This is a genomic window from Corallococcus sp. CA054B (assembly GCF_003611625.1).
GTDB lineage: Bacteria > Myxococcota > Myxococcia > Myxococcales > Myxococcaceae > Corallococcus > Corallococcus coralloides.
Window position 1 is genome coordinate 11,361 of record NZ_RAVY01000112.1, and the last position, 21,269, is coordinate 32,629.

At 69.4% G+C, this 21,269-nt stretch carries 23 protein-coding genes and 1 pseudogene; 7 read left to right on the top strand and 17 right to left on the bottom strand.

The annotated features are described in order from the left end of the window. The first annotated feature begins 1 nt into the window (after position 1). Positions 2 to 535, top strand: a complete 534-nt coding sequence (locus D7V80_RS24785) for a Uma2 family endonuclease (RefSeq protein WP_304988205.1) — start codon at positions 2 to 4, stop codon at positions 533 to 535. Here the strand turns inward: D7V80_RS24785 and D7V80_RS24790 are convergent. The 6 genes from D7V80_RS24790 to D7V80_RS24815 form a co-directional block, all read right to left on the bottom strand. After that, positions 532 to 1,455: a tetratricopeptide repeat protein gene (locus D7V80_RS24790; RefSeq protein WP_120590520.1), complete on the bottom strand. Its 924-nt coding sequence runs from the start codon at positions 1,453 to 1,455 to the stop codon at positions 532 to 534. The two genes, D7V80_RS24785 and D7V80_RS24790, sit on opposite strands and share 4 nt — an antisense overlap. Then, the gene (locus tag D7V80_RS24795) at positions 1,427 to 2,512 is read right to left on the bottom strand and encodes an MBL fold metallo-hydrolase (protein WP_120590521.1); all 1,086 of its coding nucleotides are present in this window, start codon (positions 2,510 to 2,512) and stop codon (positions 1,427 to 1,429) included. The genes D7V80_RS24790 and D7V80_RS24795 overlap by 29 nt, the downstream gene beginning before the upstream one ends. Beyond that, positions 2,485 to 3,060 (bottom strand): hypothetical protein, encoded by a 576-nt coding sequence (locus D7V80_RS24800; protein WP_120590522.1) that lies wholly within the window; start codon positions 3,058 to 3,060, stop codon positions 2,485 to 2,487. The genes D7V80_RS24795 and D7V80_RS24800 overlap by 28 nt, the downstream gene beginning before the upstream one ends. A gap of 43 nt (positions 3,061 to 3,103) precedes the next feature. Further along, positions 3,104 to 3,565 carry an SRPBCC domain-containing protein gene (locus tag D7V80_RS24805; protein WP_120590523.1) on the bottom strand — a complete coding sequence of 154 codons (462 nt, stop codon included), beginning with the start codon at positions 3,563 to 3,565 and terminating at the stop codon, positions 3,104 to 3,106. Next, the gene (locus D7V80_RS24810; protein ID WP_120590524.1) at positions 3,562 to 3,942 is read right to left on the bottom strand and encodes a helix-turn-helix transcriptional regulator; all 381 of its coding nucleotides are present in this window, start codon (positions 3,940 to 3,942) and stop codon (positions 3,562 to 3,564) included. The genes D7V80_RS24805 and D7V80_RS24810 overlap by 4 nt, the downstream gene beginning before the upstream one ends. A 64-nt stretch (positions 3,943 to 4,006) precedes the next feature. Next, on the bottom strand, positions 4,007 to 5,527 hold the full coding sequence (locus D7V80_RS24815; protein WP_120590525.1) for a PLP-dependent aminotransferase family protein: 1,521 nt from the start codon (positions 5,525 to 5,527) through the stop codon (positions 4,007 to 4,009). Between the two features lie 91 nt (positions 5,528 to 5,618). On the opposite strand from D7V80_RS24815, the gene D7V80_RS24820 reads away from it, so the two are divergent. The 5 genes from D7V80_RS24820 to D7V80_RS24840 all read left to right on the top strand — a co-directional run bounded on the left by D7V80_RS24820 (position 5,619) and on the right by D7V80_RS24840 (position 9,938). Continuing rightward, entirely contained in the window at positions 5,619 to 6,341 is a 723-nt protein-coding gene (locus tag D7V80_RS24820; RefSeq protein ID WP_120590526.1) for an NIPSNAP family protein, read from the top strand. Between the two features lie 25 nt (positions 6,342 to 6,366). Continuing rightward, positions 6,367 to 6,846 (top strand): hypothetical protein, encoded by a 480-nt coding sequence (locus tag D7V80_RS24825; RefSeq protein WP_120590527.1) that lies wholly within the window; start codon positions 6,367 to 6,369, stop codon positions 6,844 to 6,846. 30 nt (positions 6,847 to 6,876) lie between these two features. Next, positions 6,877 to 8,901 carry a DNA/RNA helicase domain-containing protein gene (locus D7V80_RS24830; RefSeq protein WP_147447207.1) on the top strand — a complete coding sequence of 675 codons (2,025 nt, stop codon included), beginning with the start codon at positions 6,877 to 6,879 and terminating at the stop codon, positions 8,899 to 8,901. A gap of 8 nt (positions 8,902 to 8,909) precedes the next feature. After that, positions 8,910 to 9,134 carry a hypothetical protein gene (locus D7V80_RS24835; protein ID WP_120590529.1) on the top strand — a complete coding sequence of 75 codons (225 nt, stop codon included), beginning with the start codon at positions 8,910 to 8,912 and terminating at the stop codon, positions 9,132 to 9,134. 120 nt (positions 9,135 to 9,254) lie between these two features. Continuing rightward, positions 9,255 to 9,938: a RibD family protein gene (locus D7V80_RS24840; protein ID WP_120590530.1), complete on the top strand. Its 684-nt coding sequence runs from the start codon at positions 9,255 to 9,257 to the stop codon at positions 9,936 to 9,938. A 4-nt stretch (positions 9,939 to 9,942) separates the two neighbouring features. Here D7V80_RS24840 and D7V80_RS24845 read toward each other — a convergent pair whose 3' ends face one another. The 9 genes from D7V80_RS24845 to D7V80_RS24885 all read right to left on the bottom strand — a co-directional run bounded on the left by D7V80_RS24845 (position 9,943) and on the right by D7V80_RS24885 (position 18,825). After that, a complete protein-coding gene (locus D7V80_RS24845) occupies positions 9,943 to 10,812 on the bottom strand; it encodes an alpha/beta fold hydrolase (RefSeq protein WP_120590531.1) in 870 nt (289 codons plus the stop codon). A 100-nt stretch (positions 10,813 to 10,912) separates the two neighbouring features. Beyond that, entirely contained in the window at positions 10,913 to 12,364 is a 1,452-nt protein-coding gene (locus D7V80_RS24850; protein WP_120590532.1) for a DNA/RNA non-specific endonuclease, read from the bottom strand. 146 nt (positions 12,365 to 12,510) lie between these two features. Then, complete coding sequence (locus D7V80_RS24855) at positions 12,511 to 13,071, bottom strand: gamma-glutamylcyclotransferase (protein WP_120590533.1); 561 nt, start codon at positions 13,069 to 13,071, stop codon at positions 12,511 to 12,513. Positions 13,072 to 13,193: 122 nt separating this feature from the next. Further along, entirely contained in the window at positions 13,194 to 13,961 is a 768-nt protein-coding gene (locus tag D7V80_RS24860; protein WP_120590534.1) for an ATP-grasp domain-containing protein, read from the bottom strand. 64 nt (positions 13,962 to 14,025) lie between these two features. Then, on the bottom strand, positions 14,026 to 15,123 hold the full coding sequence (locus tag D7V80_RS24865) for an NAD(P)/FAD-dependent oxidoreductase (RefSeq protein ID WP_120590535.1): 1,098 nt from the start codon (positions 15,121 to 15,123) through the stop codon (positions 14,026 to 14,028). A gap of 13 nt (positions 15,124 to 15,136) precedes the next feature. After that, positions 15,137 to 16,894, bottom strand: a complete 1,758-nt coding sequence (locus tag D7V80_RS24870) for a fatty acyl-AMP ligase (protein ID WP_120590536.1) — start codon at positions 16,892 to 16,894, stop codon at positions 15,137 to 15,139. Then, on the bottom strand, positions 16,891 to 17,166 hold the full coding sequence (locus D7V80_RS24875; protein WP_120590537.1) for an acyl carrier protein: 276 nt from the start codon (positions 17,164 to 17,166) through the stop codon (positions 16,891 to 16,893). Before D7V80_RS24875 ends, D7V80_RS24870 begins: the two co-directional genes overlap by 4 nt. Further along, entirely contained in the window at positions 17,159 to 17,734 is a 576-nt protein-coding gene (locus tag D7V80_RS24880; protein ID WP_120590538.1) for an isoprenylcysteine carboxyl methyltransferase family protein, read from the bottom strand. Before D7V80_RS24880 ends, D7V80_RS24875 begins: the two co-directional genes overlap by 8 nt. Beyond that, positions 17,728 to 18,825 (bottom strand): type III polyketide synthase, encoded by a 1,098-nt coding sequence (locus D7V80_RS24885; RefSeq protein WP_120590539.1) that lies wholly within the window; start codon positions 18,823 to 18,825, stop codon positions 17,728 to 17,730. The genes D7V80_RS24880 and D7V80_RS24885 overlap by 7 nt, the downstream gene beginning before the upstream one ends. A 197-nt stretch (positions 18,826 to 19,022) precedes the next feature. On the opposite strand from D7V80_RS24885, the pseudogene D7V80_RS43980 reads away from it, so the two are divergent. Next, positions 19,023 to 19,358 (top strand): annotated as a pseudogene (locus D7V80_RS43980) (IS3 family transposase); the annotation flags it as partial. Positions 19,359 to 19,434: 76 nt separating this feature from the next. Here the strand turns inward: D7V80_RS43980 and D7V80_RS24895 are convergent. Both D7V80_RS24895 and D7V80_RS24900 read right to left on the bottom strand, forming a co-directional pair. After that, positions 19,435 to 19,905 carry an NUDIX hydrolase gene (locus tag D7V80_RS24895; RefSeq protein ID WP_120590541.1) on the bottom strand — a complete coding sequence of 157 codons (471 nt, stop codon included), beginning with the start codon at positions 19,903 to 19,905 and terminating at the stop codon, positions 19,435 to 19,437. Beyond that, positions 19,902 to 21,269, bottom strand: a 1,368-nt coding sequence (locus D7V80_RS24900) for a DUF2380 domain-containing protein (protein WP_120590542.1), incomplete at its 5' end; no start/stop codon positions are given. The genes D7V80_RS24895 and D7V80_RS24900, both read right to left, overlap by 4 nt.

A 21,269-nucleotide genomic window follows, 5' to 3' on the forward strand; every position in this document is an offset into this window, starting at 1 on the left:
CTTGCCCGAGGGCGTGGTGGGCGAGATCATCGACGGAACGTTGTACACGCATGCGCGGCCGCGTGCCGCGCATGGCCATTTCGAATACAGGCTCCACCGCGAGCTGGATGATGCACTCCAGCTGGGTGGCGAGGAGATGCCGAGCGGATGGTGGATCATGTCCGAACCCGGTATCCGGGTAGGCGGCTCTCCAGAGTTCATCCCGGACCTCGCGGGCTGGCGGCGCGAACGGGTGCCCCTGATGCCCCAGGGACAGTGGACGGATGTTCCCGACTGGGCGTGCGAAATCCTGTCGCCAACCACGCGGGCCTACGACACACGCATCAAGCGGCCGTTCTACGCACGCATCGGCATCAAGCACCTGTGGTTCGTGGATCTGGACTCGCGCACGCTCACCGTGAGCGAGCTGCGGGACGGGCGCTGGTTGGAGATGGGCGTCTACGGCGAGGAGGATGACCTCATCCGCGCTCCGCCCTTCGAGGAGCGGGACCTGCGGCTGGGGTGGCTCTGGAAGTCCCTTCCGCCTCCGGGCTAGCCCGGCTTCGGCTTCGGCCTGCGCGCGGCCCGCTCGCGTTCGAGTTGCAGCTCACGTTCAACAACTTCGCGGTGGAACTTCGCGAAGTTCACGGGCTCCAGCAGACGCCGTCCCGGGTTCGGGCCCGCGTGTTCGAGGATGGCGTCCAGCGCGCCCAGTGCCTCCGGGAGGAGCTCCTCCCGTAGCAACACGAGCGCCCGTCCCATGAGCGCGGAGGAGACCAGGGCTCGCATCCTCGGGTCCGTGTCCTCGCAGTAGCGCACGTCCACTTCGTCGAACGCTTCCAGCGCTTCGTCCACGTGCCCCAGGCCCTGGAGCGCGATGGCCCGCCCCAACATCGCTGACGCGGTCTGCTCCACCAGGAACGGCTCGGTGTTTCCGTCGTACTCCTTCAGGAGCGCCTCGGACTGGCTCAGCGCCTCCTCGAAGCGCTGCCCCTGGTTGTGCGCGGCGACCACCGCCGTTCGCGCCAGCTCCACCGGGATGCGCAGGTCGGGCCGCTGCGCGAACACCTTGAAGCGGCTCAGCATCCGCTCCAGCCAGTTGCTGCTCATGTCCTCCCGGTCCATCTCCAGGAGCACGCGGGCCCGGTACAGCATCCCCCACGCGACGCCCTCCCAGAGCTCCGGCCTGCGCGGGCTCCAGAAGCGGCGCTCCACCTCGTCGAAGTGGACCAGCGCTTCGTTGAACATCCCCTGCTCCGAGATGGCCGCGCCCCGGTGCCCCAATGCCCGAGCCACCTGGAGCTGGAGCGCCGGCACCTTCGACAGCGTGAAGCGCCGGTACACCTCGTCACAGAGCGGAATCGCCGCTTCCAGTTCGCCCTCGCGGATGCACGCGCGCGCCCGGTCCATCTTCTCCTTCGCCTCCACCTCCGGCGGCACCGCGCCTTCAGCGTCCGGCATCGGCGCGCCCGTCATTCCCCGACGCCAGCGGTGGCACGTCCCGGCCCTCGCCAAAGCCGAGCGCCCAGAAGCGCGGCCGCACCTGCTCCTTCAGCAGCAGCCGCAGGAGCAGGTACTTCGCTTCGTCCTGACCGTCCCACGCCATGGGGAAGGTGCCGTAGTGCATCGCCACGGACGTGCCCGAGCGCAGCACGTGGTGCGCCTTCAGCGCGTCCTCCGGCCCCATGTGCACCGGGTGCAGGACGCGCGGACGGAACGCGCCGATGGGCAGCACCGACAGGCGCATGGGCCCGAAGCGCTCCGCGATGCGGTCGAAGTGCGGCCCCAGCCCCGTGTCGCCCGCGAAGAGCACCGGGCCGCCGGACGTCTCCAGCACGTAGCCCGCCCACAGCGTCTCCTCCACGTCCGTCAGCCCCCGGTTCGAGCGATGCTGCGCGGGCACCGCCCACACCTTCAACCCCGGGGGACCGCTCTTCGCGGACTGCCACCAGTCCAGCTCCTCCACGCGCTGGAAGCCCTCATCCATGAGCAGCTCGCGGTTGCCCAGGCCCGCGAGGAAGAGCGGATGGTGCGCGGCCTCCAGCTGCCGCAGCGTGGGCAGGTCCATGTGGTCGTAGTGGTTGTGGCTCACCACCACGATGTCGATGGGCGGCAGGTCCTCGAAGCGGATGCCCGGCGGCCGCACGCGCTTGGGGCCCACGAAGGACACGGGGCTCGCCCGCTCCGAATAGATGGGGTCCGTCAGCACGTTCACCCCGTCCGCCTGGAGCAGCACCGTGGCGTGGCCGATGAACGTCACGCGCAGCTCACCCGGGCCCACGCGCTCCGGCGGCTTCGGGCCGGCGGGCTCCTCCACGTAGTCGCGCCAGGGGCCGCGCTTCTCCTCCATCACGGCCGCGATCAGCGTGAGCGGGGACAGCTTCGGCGCGTCGCCGATGTTCTGGAACGACTCGCCGTCGAAGTGGTCCGTCACCGGGCCCCGGTGCACGGTGCCGGCGAAGCAGCCGGTGAGCAGCGACAGGGCCAGCATGGGCCATAGCCGCGTCACTTGATGACGATGGTCCAGTCGCATTCGAAGGGCTCTCCGTCGAGGGTGGGCAGCACGTAGCGCGAAGCCTGGATGCTGGCGAGCGCCTGCGCCAGCAGGTCCGGGGGCAGCGTCGCTTCCCGTACCTCGCACTGTTGGGGCACGCCGCCCTGCACCAGCCGGCACGTCACGCGCACGTGGTGCTTGCGGCCTTCGCGCCAGTGCTCGAAGGCCTCCTGGAACACGGGGTCATCCGGCGGGCCGCCACGCACGCGCCGGGGCTCCTTCACGTGCTGGGACAACCACGAGCAGGCGTCCTTCACCTGTCCGTCACACGCCTTGCCCATCAGCGACAACGCGCGCAGCCGCTCCGGGCCCTGCGCGTTCGTGGCCAGCAGCGTAAGCGCCTGGTCGAAGCACTGCTTCGCCGTGCGCACCGTGCAGTCCTCCGTGGAGACCGGAGGTGTGCCCGCGGCGAAGGCCCCCAAGGGCGCGGGGCGCATCAGGTCCTCCGCGACGCGCGCGGGGTCGCTGCGCCGCTGCCCGCATGCGGACAGCAGCACCAGCGGGAGGAAGAGGAAACGCCAGGTCATGGCGCCATCGTAGACGGCCCGCGCCCGGGAAGGGATGTCAGCCCTACTGAGCGGTGGCCGGGGCCTCGTACAGCCAGGTGTCCAGCCCCACCAGCATCTTGGACCACCCCTTCTCGGTGCTGTCCTTCCACTTCTCGCCGTCCGGGCCCATCTCGTGGGTCAGGGTGAGCACACAGCCCTCTCCGTCGGGAACGATGTCCACCGTCACCCGGTCGTAATCCGGCGAGTACTTCGGCACCCCGAAGGTGAACACCAGCCGGCGTGGCCGGTCGACCTCCAGGTACTCGCCCACATGCTCCACCGCTTCGCCGTCGCGCAGGTCGGCGAAGCAGAACCGGCCGCCCACCCGCGCATTGATTTCCGCGCGCACCAGCGGCCTCTCTGGCGCCGTGACGAAGAGCCAGCCGCGGGCCTTCACGGGGTTGAGCCAGGCATCGAAGACCCGCTCGGAGGAGGCCTTGAAGCGGTGGGTGACGGTCAGCTTCACGGGGCGGTCGTCGCTCATCGGAGAGGTCCTTTCGGGTGGGGAGGGGCGGAGGCCGCGGCGGCGCGGTCCTCGGCTTGGAGCAGGTCGTCGAGCGCCTGGAGGCGGGCGGTCCAGTTCGCGCGCTGGGCTTCCATCCAGCGCGCGGCTTCGTCCATGCGCTTCGGAGTGAAGGACAGCAGGTGTTCGCGGCCCTCGCGGCGGCGGCGCACCAGCTTCGCGCGCTCCAGCACGCGGATGTGCTTGGACACCGCGTTGAGGGACATGGCGAACGGCTGGGCCAGTTCCGTCACGCGCAGCTCTCCCGCTGCCAGGCGCTGGAGGATGGCCCGTCGCGTCGGGTCCGCCAGCGCCAGCAGCGTCTGATCCAGATGGTTCGGAGTCGCCGGGGTGCGCATTATTCAACCTCTGGGTTGAATATCAGCGCGGCCCCGCGGACAGTCAAGGCGAGGGGCCGTTGCATCAGCGTCGGCGCGCGGCTTCGATTGCCCGGGCCAGGGTTCGTGTCCCGGCGCGCATGTCGTCCGGGCGCACGCCGCCAAAGCCGAAGACGAGGCCGGACTCGCGGCGGCGGCCGAGGGAGTAGTCGGACAAGGCGGCGACCTCCACGCCCAGGCGCGCGGCCTCGTCGCGGACGCGCAGGTCGGACAGCGGCGCGGCAAGGGACGCGCATACCTGCATGCCGGTGTCACAGGGGCTGGGCGTGAGGACGCCCGAGCAGTCGGAGTGCAGGGCTTCGAGCAGGGCCTCGCCGCGCTCCCGGTAGGCCGCGCGCATGCGGCGCAGGTGACGGGCGAAGTGGCCCTCCGCGAGGAACACGGCGAGCGCGGCCTGCTCCATCGTGGAGGCGGGCGCGGGCGCGGTGGCGCGCGCGGCGGAGAAGATGTCCACGAGCGAGGGCGGCACGACGAGGAAGCCCAGGCGCAGACCGGGGAACAGCGACTTGCTGAACGTGCCCACGTAGACCACGCAGCCGGCGTCATCGAGTCCCTGGAGCGCGGTGAGGGGACGGCCGCGGTGCCGGAACTCGCTGTCGTAGTCGTCCTCGATGATCAGCGAGCGGGTGCGTTCGGCCCACTGGAGCAGCGCCATCCGCCGCGCCAGGCTCAGCGTGACGCCCAGCGGGTATTGGTGCGAAGGAGCCACCAACGCGACCCGGGCCCGAGGCGCGCGAGCCAGGCCCGCCCCCACGTCGAGTCCGTCCCCATCCACGGGGATGGGCACGGGCCGTCCACCCGCGGCGAGCACGGCGCGACGAGCGCCGGGATAGCCAGGGTCCTCCACCCAGACGGAGTCCCCACGGTTCAGCGCGAGCCGGAGCACCTCATCGAAGGCCTGCTGGGTGCCCGCCGTGATGAAGACCTGCGCCGGGGAGCAGCGCACGCCACGCGACACGGACACATGGGTGGCGATGGCTTCGCGCAGCGGCGCATTCCCCGAAGGGTCGCCTCCGTCGAGCAACCCCGTGCTCGCGCGAGCATGGACGCGAGACACCGTGCGGGCCCAGAGCGCGGTGGGAAACAGGTCCAGCGCGGGCACTCCTGGCCGGAACGCACGAGGCGCGGCCCCCAGGCGCGGAGCACCGACCGGAGAGGCCTTCAACGCCCGTGCGGAGGCAGCAAGCCGAGGCCCCCGCCCCCGCTCACCAGAGCTTGACGCACGTGCGGCAGCAGGCAGCCCGGGTTCAGGGCTCCGGTCTCCGGCGAGGATGGGCAGCTCGGGCGCGACGCGTGTGCAGGAGCCTGCTTGGGCCACGAGGTAGCCCTCCGCCGTGAGCGCATCCAGCGCCTGGAGGACGGTGCTGCGGGCCACCTCCAGCTCGGTGGCGAGCTGACGGGAGGAGGGAAGCCGCAGCCCAGGTGCCAGCGCCCCCGCGAGGATGCGCGCACGGATGCCTTCGAAGAGCTGCTCGTGGAGCGGCGTGGAACTCCGCGAATCGAGCCGCAGGATGAGCGAGGACGCGACGCCGGTGGAGGTCTTCAACTGGTATGGCCGATTCTGGCGGAAGTGGTCTTCATGACCCTACCAGTTCCCTGGCAAGGATGGCCTCCGCACCCGCACCCCGGAAGCCCTCATGCCGTCCTCTTGCTGCTCGGTCCTCGAGTTGCGCCAGTACACGCTGCATCCCGGGCAGCGGGACGTCCTCGTCTCGCTCTTCGAACGGGCCTTCATCGAGCCGCAGGAAACCACCGGCATGCACCTCATCGGTCAGTTCCGCGACGAGGACCGTCCAGACCGGTTCGTGTGGCTGCGAGGCTTTCGCGACATGGCCTCACGGCGAGAAGCCCTGAGCGCGTTCTACGGCGGCCCGGTGTGGAAGGAGCACCGCAACGCCGCGAACATGACCATGCAGGACTCCGACAACGTCCTGCTCCTGCGGCCGGTGCGGCCAGACACGGGCCTCGCGCATCCGAGCGCGACCCGGCCATCGCCAGGCGCGGATGCACGTCCCGACTCCCGGGTGGAGGTGACGGTCTGCTACCTGAAGGCTCCCGCCGATGAAGGCCTCACGGCCTGCTTCGAACAGCACATGCGCCCGGTGCTCACGGAGCTGGGCGCGACGCCCCAAGGCCTGTTCCAGACCGAACCCGCGGAGAACACCTTCCCGGCCCTGCCCGTGCGCACGGGAGAGCAGGTCTTCGTCTGGCTCACCGTGTTCCCGGATGCCGGACACCACCAAGAGCACCTTCGACGCCGAGCCGCTGCGAAGGGCTGGGCGGAGCCGCTCCAACCATGGCTGAGCGCGCCAATTGAACACCTGTCGCTGTCCCCCACCGCGCGCTCCGAGCTGCGCTGACCGTCTCCCCGAAAGGACCCAAGCCATGAAGCCCCTTCCCTCCTTGCCCACGGGCGACGTGCACGACTTCGACTTCCTGATGGGCGAATGGACGTGCGTGAACCGGAAGCTCAAGCAACGGCTGACGGGCAGTGACGACTGGGACGTGTTCACGTCCAGGATGCGCTGCCAGCCCCACCTGGGCGGCCTGTCCAACGTCGAGGAGACCGTCTTCGAGCGGGGCTTCTCCGGCATGGCCCTGCGCCTGTTCGATGCGCGGGAGCGCCGCTGGTCCATCCACTGGATCGACAGCCGCCACGCGGTGCTCCAGCCACCCGTGCACGGCGGCTTCACGGGCGACCACGGCCGCTTCTACGGAGAGGACACCGAAGGAGGCCGCCCGGTCCAGGTCGTGTTCAATTGGACCCGTCTGGGCAACGACCGCGCCCGGTGGGAACAGGCCTTCTCGCTTGATGGAGAGACCTGGGAGACCAACTGGGTGATGGAGTTCACCCGCGCGTACTAGGCTTGGGGCTGCACTTCCCGAGCCCCCACCTTGAGAACTTTCTCCCATCCCCCTTCGCATTCGTTTTATGGCGCTCGTGTTTCTGACTTTCTTGAGATGGAGCCCCTGCAGGTGCTTGGGGCACTCACCAAGGGACACAGTAAGCTACTGAGAGAGCTCGAACGAGAGCAGATTCAGGCATGGGAGCGCGAACTCGACATCCTGCGAAGTACCTTTCGCGCACTCGGGGAAGTGTGCGCCAAGTGGTCTCTGCTCATCGAGATGCCGCTTCATCGCTTGGGGAAACGGCTCGACGCGGTGGTGCTGTCTCCAGGTGTCGTCTGCGTCGTGGAATTCAAGATTGGAGCCACCACCTACGATGCTGCGGCACGGCTTCAAACGGAGAGCTATGCCCACGCACTCCACGACTTCCACAAAGCATCTCAAACGCGTTGGGTCGTGCCGATTCTCTGCGCGGAAAAGGGACCTGACCGCCCGACTCAAATGAAGGGCTTCGACCACGTCGCAGACCTCATCGAGACGAATGCCTACACGCTCTCCATCGCCCTAAGAGAAGCGGCGACGCAGTTCGGCAGCAGTGCAGAGAGCATTCCGGACTGGCACGAGTTCGACGCGTCGCCCTATCAGCCGACACCGAGCATCATTGAAGCGGCCAGGACCCTCTACGCAGGCCACAGAGTGGCCGATATTGGCCGCGGTGATGCCACTGACGAGAACCTGCAACGGACAGCCGATGCGCTCCGCGCGACGGTCCGATCCGCGGAAAGCCGTCGCGAAAAGGTCGTGTGCTTCGTGACTGGCGCTCCAGGCGCAGGGAAGACGCTGCTTGGCTTGGACTTGGCGTTTACCCGATTCCCAGGAAGCACATCTGCGACGCTGCTTTCGGGAAACCGTCCACTCGTGCATGTCCTGACCGAAGCACTGGCGAGTGACTTGGCCACAAGGACTCAACAGAGGAAGGAAGATGCCAAGAGAGTCGCCTCCAAAGCGCTCCAGAACCTCCTGGACTACATCAAGCAGCACACTGCGGGTGGGGCTCCCGATGAGCATGTGCTCGTTTTCGACGAGGCGCAGCGCGCATGGAATGCCACCGTGGGCAAACGACTCCTGAAGCGCAACCAGTCAGAACCGGAGAGCTTTCTTGAGATTCTGGGTCGTCACGAGTGGGCGTGCCTGGTGTGCTTGGTGGGGCCTGGACAAGAGATCAATGACGGAGAAGGAGGGCTGGCGCTTTGGGGGGAAGCCCTGTCCAACGCAGCAGCGCGAGGGCACTGCTGGAGTGTCGTGGCAGCACCGCAAGCCCTCCGAGGCGGCCTTGACGTAACAGGGCCTGGCCTTCTTCCAGTGGACACGTTGGCTCCATTCCCCGTTCGGGAAGAGCCAAGCTTTCACCTTGCAAATTCGTTCCGCGCCTTCCGCAATTCGCAACTCATTCACTGGGTGGCGCGGCTCCTGGAAGGCAATCTGCAGGAGGCCCGGCGCATCGCGGCCGAGATGACGGTCCCCCCAGCACTGCTGACCCGAGAACTCACGGATGCAAAGGCATGGCTCCGCACACACCGGCGCGGAGGACGTTCGACGGGACTCCTGGCCAGCTCAGAAGCCGTGCGGCTCATTGCAGATGGAGTACCGCCTTCACCTCGCACAAAGGACCCGGCCCCCATTGGACACTGGTTCTTGAAGCCTTTTACAGACTTCCGAAGCTCCGGGGCCCTTGAGACGCCGCTCAGCGAGTTCGGTTGCCAGGGACTCGAAGTCGATTATTCCGGCCTCTGCTGGGGTGGCGATCTGTTGTGGGAGAAGGACGCTTGGCGTGCTCGGGAAATGAAAGCACCGCGGTGGACCAACATCCACGGAACAGTGCGCCGACAGTTTCGATTGAATAGCTATCGCGTGCTTCTGACCCGAGCTCGAGGGGGAATGGTGATCTACGTGCCCAAGGGCGCAGAAGATGACCCAACTCGGAGACCGAGCGAATTCGACGAGATTGCAAATGCCCTCTTGAGAGCAGGATGTCAGATGCTCCCTGGACCTCCCACCAGCGCGTCCGCTTGAATGCTCTCATGCTCCGACTGATTGCCGCCGTCTCCTTGTTCGCCCTGACTGGCTGCTCCTACGTGGGAGTGGGCGCGACGCCCAGGAGCCGGTTCTCGCCCCAGCCCACTGTCTCCAGCCCGGTGGTCATCCAGGTGGGCAAGTCGGAGCCCCCGCCTCTCGAAGCGCCCAAGGCGGAGGAGGAGAAGTCCTCCACCGCCGAGGCCTCCGACGATCCCGGCGCGACGCAGTAGCGGCTCGCGGGATTGTGAACGGACCGGCGCGGACTCGGTTCGACAGACCGTGGCGCCTCGGGAACCATCCGCGCTCCGCCGCCCGCCACCTGAAGGCGGGCCGTGCTCCGGAGTCGCCCGATGAAGCCCCACGTCATCTGCCACATGGTCTCGTCCATCGACGGGCGCATCGTCGTCAAGCACTGGCCCGACCCGGCGTCGATGCGCGGTGAATACGAGCGCACCGCCGACACCTTCGACGCGGATGCCTGGATGTGCGGCCGCATCACCATGGAGGACTTCGCCGCCGAAGGGGCTGTGTCCAAGCCCGCTCCTGCCTCTCCTCTGCCCCGCACGGACTTCGTCGCTCGCAAGGATGCGGAGTCCTACGCCATCGCCCTGGATGCCCACGGCAAGCTGAACTGGGAGTCCGGCGCCATCGACGATGATCACCTCGTCGTCGTGCTCACCGAGTCCGTCTCCGACGCGCACCTCGCCCACCTGCGCGAGCGCGGCGTCTCCTATGTCTTCGGCGGCAAGCAGGACATCGACTTCGCCCGCGTGCTGGAGAAGCTCGGAGACACCTTCGGCATCAAGACCGTGCTGCTGGAGGGCGGCGGCGGCATCAACGGCTCCTTCCTCGCCGCGGGCCTCATCGACGAGGTGAGCCTCCTCATTCACCCCACCGCCGACGGCCTGCCCGGCACACCGACCCTCTTCGACCGCCCCCAGGGTTCCACTGGCGCGGGCGCCGCACTGGAGCTCACCCACGTGGAGCGCCGCGACTCCGGCATCGTGTGGCTCCGGTACCGCGTTCAGCGCTGAGCCCTCACGGATGCACCCTGCCGAGGAAGTCCCGCGACAGCGCGACGATCTCCTCCAGGTTCGTCTCCAGCGCCCAGTGCCCACCCTCCAGCAGGTGCAGCTCCGCGTCTGGCAGGTCGCGCAGCCAGGCCCTCGCCGAGGCCTCCGGCATGTACCCGTCCTGCGGGCCCCAGACGATCAACGTCGGCGGCCGGTGCTCACGCAGATACGCCTGATAGCGGGGGAACCAGCCCAGGTTCTCCTTCAGCCCTTCCATCAGGCCGACGGCGATCTCCCGTCGCTTCGGCGTCCGCATCAGCGGCCACGACAGCTTCCACAGGTCCGGGCTGATCCGTGACGCAAGATGCGGGGCCACCTCTCCCAGGAACTCGTCGCGGAAGCCTTCCTCGCTCACCGCCCCGGCCAGCTTCTCCCGCGCCGCCGCGCTGGGGTTCGCCCAGTACGCCTTCAGCGCCTGGTACTTCGGCCCGAGCACGTCCTCGTAGATGTCACCGTTCTGGAGGATCAACGCCGCCACCCGCTCCGGTGCGCGGATGGCCAGCCGCAGGCCGATCTGCGAACCGTAGTCGTGCAGGTAGAGCGCGTAGCGCGTCAGGCCCAGCGCCTGCGTGAAGCGCTCCAGGAACCCGGCGTAGCCGTCGAACGAATAGTCGAAGTGCTCGGGCGTGCCGCTGTACCCGAAGCCCGGGTAGTCCGGCGCGATCAACCGCCAGCGGTCCGCGAGCGCGGGCAGGTAGTTCCGGTACTGGAACGACGAGGACGGATAGCCGTGCGGCAACAGCACCACCGGCGCGTCCGCGGGGCCGGCCTCCCGGTAGAAGACCTCGACCCCATCCAGGTCGAGCGTCCGGTGATGGATGGGCGGCAGGGCCATGGGCGTGCGCTCCTTCGAAAGAGGGCACGGCCATGCTCATCCGGGAGCGCGCACCGTGGCGGGCAAAGGCCGCCAGCGTGTGCGGCCCCCGACAGATGCTTCAGGGGGCGCGCAGCAGCGTGGCGGACTCGTAGAGGCTCTGCTGCTGGAAGACGCCCGCGGCGGAGGTGTCCTTCTCCAGCTTGTCCTGCACGCTCTTCGGCAGCTGCGCGTAGAGGTCCTGGCCCAGCAACCCCTCCAGCTGGTCCACCGGTACGCGCGACTGCTGGAGCAGCGGGAGGATGCCCTCCTTCTTGGACGGGCCGTCCTTCGTGTTCGGCACCATGTACGCGAACATCGACAGGTTGCCGTTGGGCAGCTCCAGGAGGACCGTCTTGAAGTTGTGCGTGGGGACCGCGATCTGCCGGTCGGCCTTCGAGCCCGTCGTCTGGAGGGACTCGGGCGGCAGCGGCTTGCCCTTGTCGTCCAGGTACAGGTTGCCCGTGACGATGTAGGCCTTGCCGCCGGTCTCCTTCACCATCTCCGACACGCCGCGCTCCAGCGTGCGCCACACCTGCTGGTTGTGGTTGCCGTGCTGGGGCGCGATGTTGCTCATGTAGTGGCTTTCGTTCATCGCCGCCTGCGTGGGCGAGTCCTCGGCCGGCTTCATGTGCCCCCGGTCGAAACCGGTGTTGTTGTAGTCGGAGTCCACCACGCCGCCCTGCTTCAGCTCAGGGTCTCGCACGAAGGTGCTGTCCAGCCGGCTGACGTCCGCGGGCGTCTCCTTCACGTCCGCCGCGGACAGCATGTAGCTCACGAACGTGGGCACGTTCTTGTCCGTGTCCATCAGCGTGCGCGAGTACTCCTTCAACATGTTCAGGCCGGGGGTCGCGCCGCTCGCGCCCACGCCCTGGAGCGGATCCACCTCGCCGGCCACTTCCGCCACGCGGCTCTGGAAGGCGGCCATCTGCTGGTCGGGCACCCACTGCGTGTTCGCGGCCGTGCCCGTGCCCTTGGCCTGGTTCGCCTTGGACGCGTTGATGTAGGCCGTCAGCTCGTCCGCGGAGAGCTCCCCGTCGCCGTTGCCGCCCAGGAGGTCCGCGCGCTTCGCCACGGACTGCTGCCAGGGGCTGTCGAAGCTGTCCACCTTCGCGGACTGCGCGCCCCCTGCGAGCTTCGCGTCGAGCGCCGCGCGCTGCTGCTGGAGGGCCGTGGACGTGAGGAACTGCGCGTCCGTGGGCGCGGAGAGGTACGCCTCCAGTTCCTTCGCGGACACCTGGCCGTTCGAGGCCCGGCTTCCGTCCGCGCCTTCGTCCGCCGCGTGCAGCAGGCGCCCCTGCCAGCTTTCGTCCGTCCAGCCGAACTTCTGCTGGAGGTCGGAGATGGCCACCTCCTTGGTGGCGGAGCGCTTCCAGCTGCCCCCCGTGGGCGCCACGACATTGGAGGCGGGCGCGCTGACGGGAGCGTCCGCTCCGGCGGGCACCGCGGTGTTCGCGGGCGCGGCGGTGGGGACAGCCGCATTCGCGGGCGTGGGGCGCGGGGTGGAGACTCGCGTCGGAATTCGCGACGACATGCGGTGAACGTCCTCGGGGCCGGCGGGGGTGATGGCGGGGAGAGGGCCCCTCTTCTTCATCGTCGGAGTGACGCGGCGCCCGGTTGCGTCACTCCGCCCTTTTTCTCAGGGGGCAGGGCGTTTTTCGGTCCGGCTGGACCCGGCTGTCACTTAATGCCGGACTTGGAGGGGGGCGGAGGGCGGTGTCCGTCAGGCCGGGCGTGCTGGACGGCGTGGACGATGCGGGCTTCGGCCTGGAGTTTTTCGACGACGGCGGCAGGCAGGCGGGCGCGCTCGGCGGCGACGGCGAGGGTGATCAGGAAGGCCTCGCTGACGGGCCCCTGCGTGGAGGTGTTGCGCTCGGCGGGGGTGAAGGCGTGGGCGTCCACCACGGTGCCGGAGGCGGTGCGCACCTTCACCGGGCGCTCCTCGGTGGCCAGGCCGAGCGCGGTCTCCAGCCGGGCCAGGACGGGCCAGGACTCGGTGGCCACGGAGCGCAGGCGCCCGGACAGCCGGTGTCCGGGCGCATCCACCAGGCGTGCGACCCGGCCACCCCAGTTGGGCACATGCACGTCGTAGACGACGTCCACGTCCAGGGCCTCGGCGAGCTCGCCTTCGGGAAAGTCGGGCACGGGGGGCAGGCCGTGCAGGTGCCGGCTCGCCGCGGCCGGAGCCAGGTCGAGGGAGAACGCGAACCAGGGACGCGAAGCCGCGGGGCCAGATGCCATGGCGACGAGTGTCCCCGGCGCGCGGCGATGGAACAAGGGCCGGGCCGTGAGGATCCGCGTCCGGGGTCCAGGTGGCGCCGGGCTTTCCGGGAGCAGGTGCGCTCCCGGAAGGTCCGGCACGCTCAGAACCGCATGGCCTCCACGGCGGCCACCATCTTGCCGACGTCGTAGGCGTAGAAGCCGGCCGAGTTCAGGTTGTTGAACTCACCGATGAACAGCTCGCCCTCGTGCATGAAGACGTCCAGCGCGTAGGCGCGGTCCGGCCCCCAGGTCTCCGCCATGCGCTGCGCGAAGGCCTGGACCTCCGGCTCCACCTGCGACGAGGCCACCACGCGGTCCCCCAGCTTGTAGAGCGAGCCGGTGATGACCCGGCCGTCCACGACGACCATGCGGTACTCGCGCTGGATGTGCCTGGGCGCGCTGACGGCCACCGGCGTGTCGGCGGTGACCGTCGCGTACGTGTCGAGCTTCAGGACCTGCTCGCGCCAGTGGGTGAACGCGTCCCAGGACGTGAGCATGCCGGAGAAGGCCTTGTCGTCCAGGCAGGGGCGGATGAAGAAGGGCCCCGGCTGCTCCGGCACGTCCGCGAACCGGTGCACGGTGGCCTCGGCGTTCAGCAGGTGCGGGCCCAGGTGCCGCCGCCAGACGCGGAAGTCGAACTGGTCGTTGATGAAGGCGCCGGGGGTCCAGCCCTGCTCGCGCGCGTAGCGGGTCAGGGAGAGCGAGCCCATCACGATGACGGGGCCGGGTGGACGCAGCTCGGGCTCGATGCCGCCGCCGAACGGGATGACCTTGACCAGGGTGTGCGGGATGGAGCCGTGCGCCAGGACATCCATCAACGTGTGGAAGCCCTGCTCGTTGAAGAGGTTGTTCTGGACGACCCAATGCATGCGCGGCTCCGTGGATGATGGCCGCCGCGCGGACGTGGGAGCGAGGAAGGGGCTGACAGGCGGTTCACGTCACCACGGCGGCGAGGATGCGCTCGAAGAGCCAGGGGGCTCGGCCCAGCAGGCGCACCACGGGCCCGCGCAGGCGCGGGCGGCGCGCGAGCATCAACAGGCCGTGCGTGGTCCAGGCGTACTTGCGGAACACCTGCTGGAAGGTGCGCTCGTAGGGCAGCAGCGTGTCGTGGCCCGCGCCCTTCACCAGGGCGTCCGGGAGCAGCGCGCCCAGGGACTCCGCGCAGGCGAAGGCGAGCGTGAGTCCTTCGCCGGTCAGCGCGTCCACGTAGCCCGCAGCATCACCGACGAGGGCGAAGCGATCCGCGATGCGCGTGCGGGCCACGCGGGCCAGGGGTCCGGCGCCACGGGGCTGGGAGTCCGGCTCCGCGCCGGTGAGCTTCTCCGCCAGCCGGGGGAAGCGCTCCAGCATCGAGTCGAAACCCACGCGGCCCGGCACCGTGCCGTCCTCCCACAGGAACGCAATGCCCACGCGCTCCGCTCCGGCGGGCGTCACGTAGGCCTCGACGCCGGAGGCGAAATGCACTTCCACGTAGGGTGTCCACGGCACGCGCCGGAAGTGGCGCCGCAGTCCGTATCGCCGGGGCACGTCCTGTTGCACCTCCAGGCCCTCGGCCTTGCGCAGCGGTGAGTTCAAGCCGTCCGCCGCGACCAGGAAGCGCGCGGACACGCGGCCCACGGGCGTCTCCAGCGTCACCCCGTCCGGCGTGCGCACGTGCGACACGACGTGCGTGTGCTCGCGCAGGTCCACGCCTACTTCGCGCGCGCGGGCCGCCAGCGCATGGGACAGGGCCAGCCTGCGGACTCCCAGTCCACCAGGCGCGGGGAGTTTTCCTTCCGCCGTGCTGCCGTCCTCCTGCACGTAGCGGATCCCGACGAAGGGCGAGCTGTCGCTCCGGTCCAGGTGCGCGAGTGCGCCCAGCCGTTCCAGCGCCGCGAGGCCGGAGGGCATCAGGCCTTCACCGCACGCCTTGTCCACGGGGGTGGATGCACGCTCCACCACCACTGTGTCCAGCCCACGCCGGGCCGCAGTGATGGCCACCGCGAGCCCAGCAGGACCTCCGCCCACCACGACCACGTCATGCTGCTTCACGTGTCCAGCCACATCACGAGTCGTGCTCCGCGCGCACCATCGCCAGCGCGCTCTTCGCCATCTCCACCGCGAGCCCCACCGCGCCCACCTTCTTCGGCGCCGTCAGCTCTCCGGCCAGGTAGCGCCGCAGCGCCTCACTCCTTCGCAGCTTGCCGCTGGACGTGCGCGGCAGTGTACCCGGCTCCAGCAGTCGCACCGTGTGCGGCTGCACGCCCGTGGCCTCCACCACCGCCGCGCGGATGTCCGCCTCCACCGAGGCCACGTCCGCGCCCCGCTCCGCGCGCTCGGCCAGGATGAGCAACGCTTCGTCCTGGCCGCCCTCGGGCGTGAAGCCCAGCGCCACCGCGCAGCCCGTGCGCACGCCGTCCACCTTGAGCAGCGGATCCTCGAAGGCCTGCGGCGCGTGGTTCGCGCCCCGGATGATGACCAGGTCCTTCGCGCGCCCCGTCAGGTACAGCTCCCCGTCCGCGCTGAAGCCCAGGTCTCCCGTGTCCAGCCAGCCCTCCTCCACCAACGCCCGCGACGTCGCCTCCGCGTCCTCGAAGTAGCCGCGCATCACCGACGGCCCCTTCGCGAACACGCGCCCCACCTGGCGCTCCGGCAACACCGCGCCGTCCTCGCCTCGCACCTGCACCTCGAAGCCCGCGACCGGCGCGCCCACGCTCACCAGCGTGCGCGTCCCTTCACGCGCCTGCCCTTCACGCGCCAGCACGTCCGCATCCACGCCCAGCTCGCGCGGCCCCCGGCCCGCCGGTGGGAACGTCACCGCCAGCGACGCCTCCGACAAGCCATACACCGGCCGCAGCGCCCGGGCGGAGAAGCCCCACTTCTCGAACCGCTCCGCGAAGCGGCGCAGCGTGTCCGCGGACACCGGCTCCGCGCCGTTGAGCGCGTGCAACCACCCGGACAGGTCCACGCCCTGCAGGTCCGCGTCCTTCACCCGCTTCAAACACAACCCATAGGCGAAGTTCGGCGCGGGCGACACGAAGCCCCGGTGCCTCGACAGCGCTCGCAGCCACAGCGCCGGCTTCACCAGGAACGTCTCCGGCGGAATCAGCACCAGGCTGCCCGGGTAGTACAGCGCCGAGAGCACACAGCCGATGAGCCCCATGTCGTGGTACAGTGGCAACCAGCTCACGCCCACCGGCGTCACGCCCGGCACCACCGGCATCGCCGCCTCCAGCGCCGCCACCTGCGCCACCAGCGCCCCGTGCGTCAGCGCCACCGGCTTCGGCTCCACCGTGGAACCCGAGGAGAACTGGATGAGCCCCAGCGCGTCGGGGGACACCTCCACCTCCAGGTCCTCGTCGCCGTGCAGCACCGCGTCCACCGTGTGACAGCCCAGCCTGGGCCGCGCCTGCGCCATGCTCGGGCCCAGGAGCAGCCGCACGCGCGTGTCCGTCAGCACCACCACCGCGCCCGTCAGCTGGAGCATGCGCGCCGTCGAGCGGTGGTACTCGTCCAGCCGCCCCAGCCGCACCGGCGGATACAGCGGCACCGGCACCGCGCCCGCCAGCAGCGCGCCGAAGTACGCATCCATGAACGCAGGTGACGTGGGCAACAGCAGCGCCACCCGGTCTCCCGGACGCACGCCCATCCGCGCCAGCCCCGCCGCCGCGCGCTTCGCCCGCCGGTAGACCTGGGCCCACGGCAGGGACGTCTCGTGCTCGGAGGCGTCCACGAACACCAGCCCCAGCGACGTGTGCGACGTCGCCTTCAGCATCGCGTTCACCGTGGCGTGCTTCAGCGCCGGCAGGGGCGGCCCCTTCACGGGTGCGCTCCCACGTCCGGCTTCGCGGCCTCGACCCGCGCCGCCACCAGCCGCGCCAGGTCCTCCACCGTCCGCACGCCCTGCGCGTCCTCCTCCGACAGCAGCACCCGGAAGCGGTTCTCCAGCCCCACCGCCAGCACCGTCAGCCCCAGGCTGTCCAGTTGCAGGTCCCGGAGCAGGTCGTGCGAGGGCTCCACCGCGCCCTCGAACTCCAGCTCCTCCCGGGCGATGCGGCGGATCTCCGCCACCGCCTCCGTCACGATGTCAGCCACGGCGAACCTCCGGAATGAAGCGGGGACGGTGGGCGAAGGCCTCGGAGTACATCGCCCCGAGCGCCGCCTCCTCCGCGCGGATGCGCACGTAGAGCAGCGCCGCGTTGCCCACCGTGAAGACGACCGCCGTCACCCACGCCCCGTGGATGAGCGGCACGCAGAACAACTCCAACACCACCGCCACGTAGTTCGGATGCCGCAGGAACCGGTACGGCCCGCCCGTCACCGGCGCCAGCCCCGGCACCACGATGATGCGCGAGTTCCACCGGTCCCCCAGCGTCCCGATGGCCCAGTACCGCAGCCCCTGCGCCACCCCCGAGCCCGCCAGCGCCGCCCAGCTCCACGCGCCCCAGAAGGGCCGCTGGAGGCCGAACACCTCCGCGACGCACGCGACGAGGAACAGCGTGTGGAACACGACCATGAACCGGTAGTGCCCCTGCCCCGTCTCCACCCCGCCCCGCGCGAAGGCCCGCGCCGCGTTGCGCTTGGAGAGCACCAGCTCCAACAGCCGCTCCGCGATGAGCAGCCCCATGAAGCCCGCGAACAACGCCTGGGTGCCGGTCACCATCGCACCAGCACCATCTCCGCGCAGAAGCCCGGACCCATGGCCATCACCACACCCCAGTCGCCCGGCTTCGCGTCCGCCTCCTCCAGCGTCTCCCCCAGCACGAAGAGCACCGACGCGCTGGACAGGTTGCCCACCTGCCGCAGCGACTTCCAAGAGCGCTCCAGCGCGCCGGGCGCAAGCTCCAGCGCGGACTCGAAGCCCTCCAGCACCTTGGGCCCGCCGGTGTGCGCCACCCAGTGCTTCACGTCCTTGCGGTCCAGCCCGTGCTCCGCGAGGAAGCCCTCCACGTTGCCCCGGATGTGCTCCTTCACCAGCTGCGGCACCTTCGCGGACAGCACCACCTTGAAGCCCGTGTCCACCACGTCCCAGCCCATCACCCGTTCGGTGTCCGGGTAGAACACCGACCGTGAGCCCACCACGCGCGGCCCCGTCGAGGCTCCGGAGACCGGGGCCTCCGCGCCCCGCAGCACCACGCACGCCGCGCCGTCACCGAAGAGGCCGGAGGCGATGATGTTGGGGATGGACAGGTCTTCACGCTGGAGCGTGAGCGAGCACAGCTCCGTGGCGATGAGCAGCGCCGTCTGCTTGGGGAACGCGCGCAGGTAGTCCGACGCTCGCGCCAGGCCCGCCGCGCCCGCCACGCAGCCCAGGCCGAAGATGGGCGTGCGCTTCACGTCCTCGCGCAGCCCCATCCGGTTGACCAGCCGCGCGTCCACGCTGGGCGTGGCGATGCCCGTCACCGTGACGAAGAAGACGTGGTCCACGTCCTTCGGCGTGAGCCCCGCGCGCGACAGCGCCTCGCGCGCCACCTTCTCCGACAGCTCCGTGGCCACGCGGATCCACGCGTCGTTGCGCTGCTGGAACGTCGCGAGCGACGGGTACTCCTCCAGCGGCAGCGCCAGGTGCCGGCCGCCCACCTGCACGTTGCGGTGCAGGTCCTCCAGCCGCTCCAGGTTGAAGTGCTTCGTCGCCCACAGGTCGCGCAGCGCCGCGATGAGCTGCTCCTGGCTGGCGTAGTGCGGAGGGAGCGCGCGTCCCACCGCGCTCAACGAAGGGGATGGCGCGGGGTCGTGACGGGTCGTGCTGGGCATGAGGTCCTGGAGGGTCCCACCCGGGGAGCCGGGTCCCCAGGCTTAATCCCCCGCAGGGCCAGATGCGATGGACTATCGCTCCACCTGCCCGTCCCTGAACTCCACTGGCTGCCCACACTGTTGCACACGCGACGCCTCACCGCCGCAGCCTTCTTTGCCAGGGAGAGCACGTGAGGTTCGCGGCCATCCAGGATGAGAAGGCGCACTATCCGGTAGCGCTGCTGTGTAGTGTCCTGGAGGTATCCCGGGCGGGCTACTACGCCTGGGAGGGGCGGGGAGCGTCGGCACGCCAGAAGACGAACACGGCGCTGGTGGAGCGAATCCGTCAGGTGCACCAGGACAGCCGCCGCACCTACGGCAGCCCGCGCGTGCGCGCCGAGATGAAGGCCCAGGGATAGCCCGTGGGCCGGCACTGCGTGGCTCGGCTGATGCGCGAGGCCGGACTTCGGGCTCGGCGGCGCAGGAGACTCGTGCACACCACGGACTCCAAGCATGGCCTGCCGGTGGCGCCGAACGTGCTGGCTGGCGGCTTCAATCCGCCCAGTACGCAAGCGAGGGCTACACCCCAGATAAACGTCACTCGTTGGATCGACTGGTCGCCGCTTCCGGTCAGGCTTCCTCGTCGGGGAGGAGTGTCCGAAGAAGCTCGTCGTCGGGGCCAAGCGGGCGCCATCCAGCAGGGGGTGGGGTCGCGCGGAGTGCAGCCCTGGCCTGCCTGACCCGCTCCTTGTGAGTGTCCGGAGTGTCGGCGGACCAGCAGCCGAGCGCCTTGGCCACCTGGAAACGGGACTCGTCGTCCATCACGGAGGGCCAGCCATGGGGGAGGCTCTCGGATAGCTCTCGCACAAGCACGTCGCGTACAAAACGTGTGACCTGATTGCGCTGCTCCGCCTCGGCATGCAATCCGCCCAACACCTGCACCCCAGCGATGTCGTCCTTGCCAAGTTCTTCAGCGAGTTGGTTCAGTGGAACGGCGGGGTGAGCCTCGGCAAATGCGGTGAGCGAATCGTAACCGCGCTCGCGGACGCGCTCATACAGGCGGGCCTTCCAGTTGCCCTGCCACGAACGTCCGTCGGTCATCGCGGTCCCCCTTGAATGAAACTCGTTGGGATGTCGTAACGCTTCATACGAGATGCGACAATGTTCAGAACCTCGTTCCGCATCAACATGCGTCCAGCTTCAACCTCAGCCTCGCGCAGCGCCTCCATGATCATCCGGTTCCACTCACCGGGCCACATGCGCCCCAGCTTCCAGTTTCCCCCACCGTGAATTGCCTCGTGGTGGGCCTGCTCCAGCCTCACGCAGAACTGGTCGATGTCCATGTCGCCCTTGAAGCCGCGCTGCTCGAACCACTCGCGGTGCTCTCGCGGCAGCACGTGGTGCTTCGGGGCGTCCGACATGCCCGCCCCCGCTCTGCCCGTCACCTGCATGCCGCGCACTTCGGGGCTGTCCCCCAGCGCTTCGCGCACGCCTTTGGGTAGCTCACGGGCCTGGGCCATCGTGACCTGTCCGCCTTGAATGAGGACGGCCGCGCTGACGGCGGGAACGGAGATGACGCCCGCCTGCACGAGCCTTCGCATCATCTCCACCCACTCGGCGGAGACAATCAGCCGCGAGCCCACCATGACGCCACCCGAACTCATCACGAGGCCCACGCCCAGTGTCGCGGGGGCCGAGGGCGGCACGCGTGGCATGGCCATCTTCATCGTGGAGATCATCGTGACCATCTCCACCGCTTGCATCGCCGCGATGATCTGCCCGCCGAGCTTCATGGTCGCGCGGGTCTCTTGATGGAGCGTGTCGAACTCATGGGTCAGCTTCCCCATCAACTCGGGCATCGCGATTGTCGCCGCCTCGACCCGCGCCGGGTCCAGTGAGGCGAGGTCCGTCAGCGTGGGTTCCATCAGTCCCTGCACCCGATGCATGTCAGTAAAGAGCTTCTCGACGCTGCACATGGGGCAGTTACGGAGCACGGCGTCCGCGAGGTGCAGGAAATCCACCCACGTGGCCAGCAGAAGGGTTCCAAATTGGGCCGCCTGGAGTTTCGGCCCCGCCAGACGCAGAACGCCCAGCGCCATGTCCGTGTCGCCGACTTCCGAGGCCGCCTCCGTCAACGCGGTGGCGCTCCCCAGCGCGCCATGAAGCCACGTCACCTGCTTGGAGCCCTGGTCGAGATAGCGCGTGAAGACGCCGGTGAGGCTCCAGCCCCAGGGGTCTGGAGGACGGGCCGCCAGCCTGGTGAACGCGGCCTCGACGCCGCGCAGTGAGCCCTTCACCTCGTCCGTGGCGTCGAGGACTGCTTGACGCGTCAATGCAGCGCTCCGGGCCCCGCCCCCAACAGCGCCCTCCCTGCTGCTGTCTCCCACTGCTGTCACGTCGTCACGCGGCTGCTGGCGGCGCAGGAGCCGTTGCTCGGACCCGGAGAGGGCGCGTGGGAGGAAGTC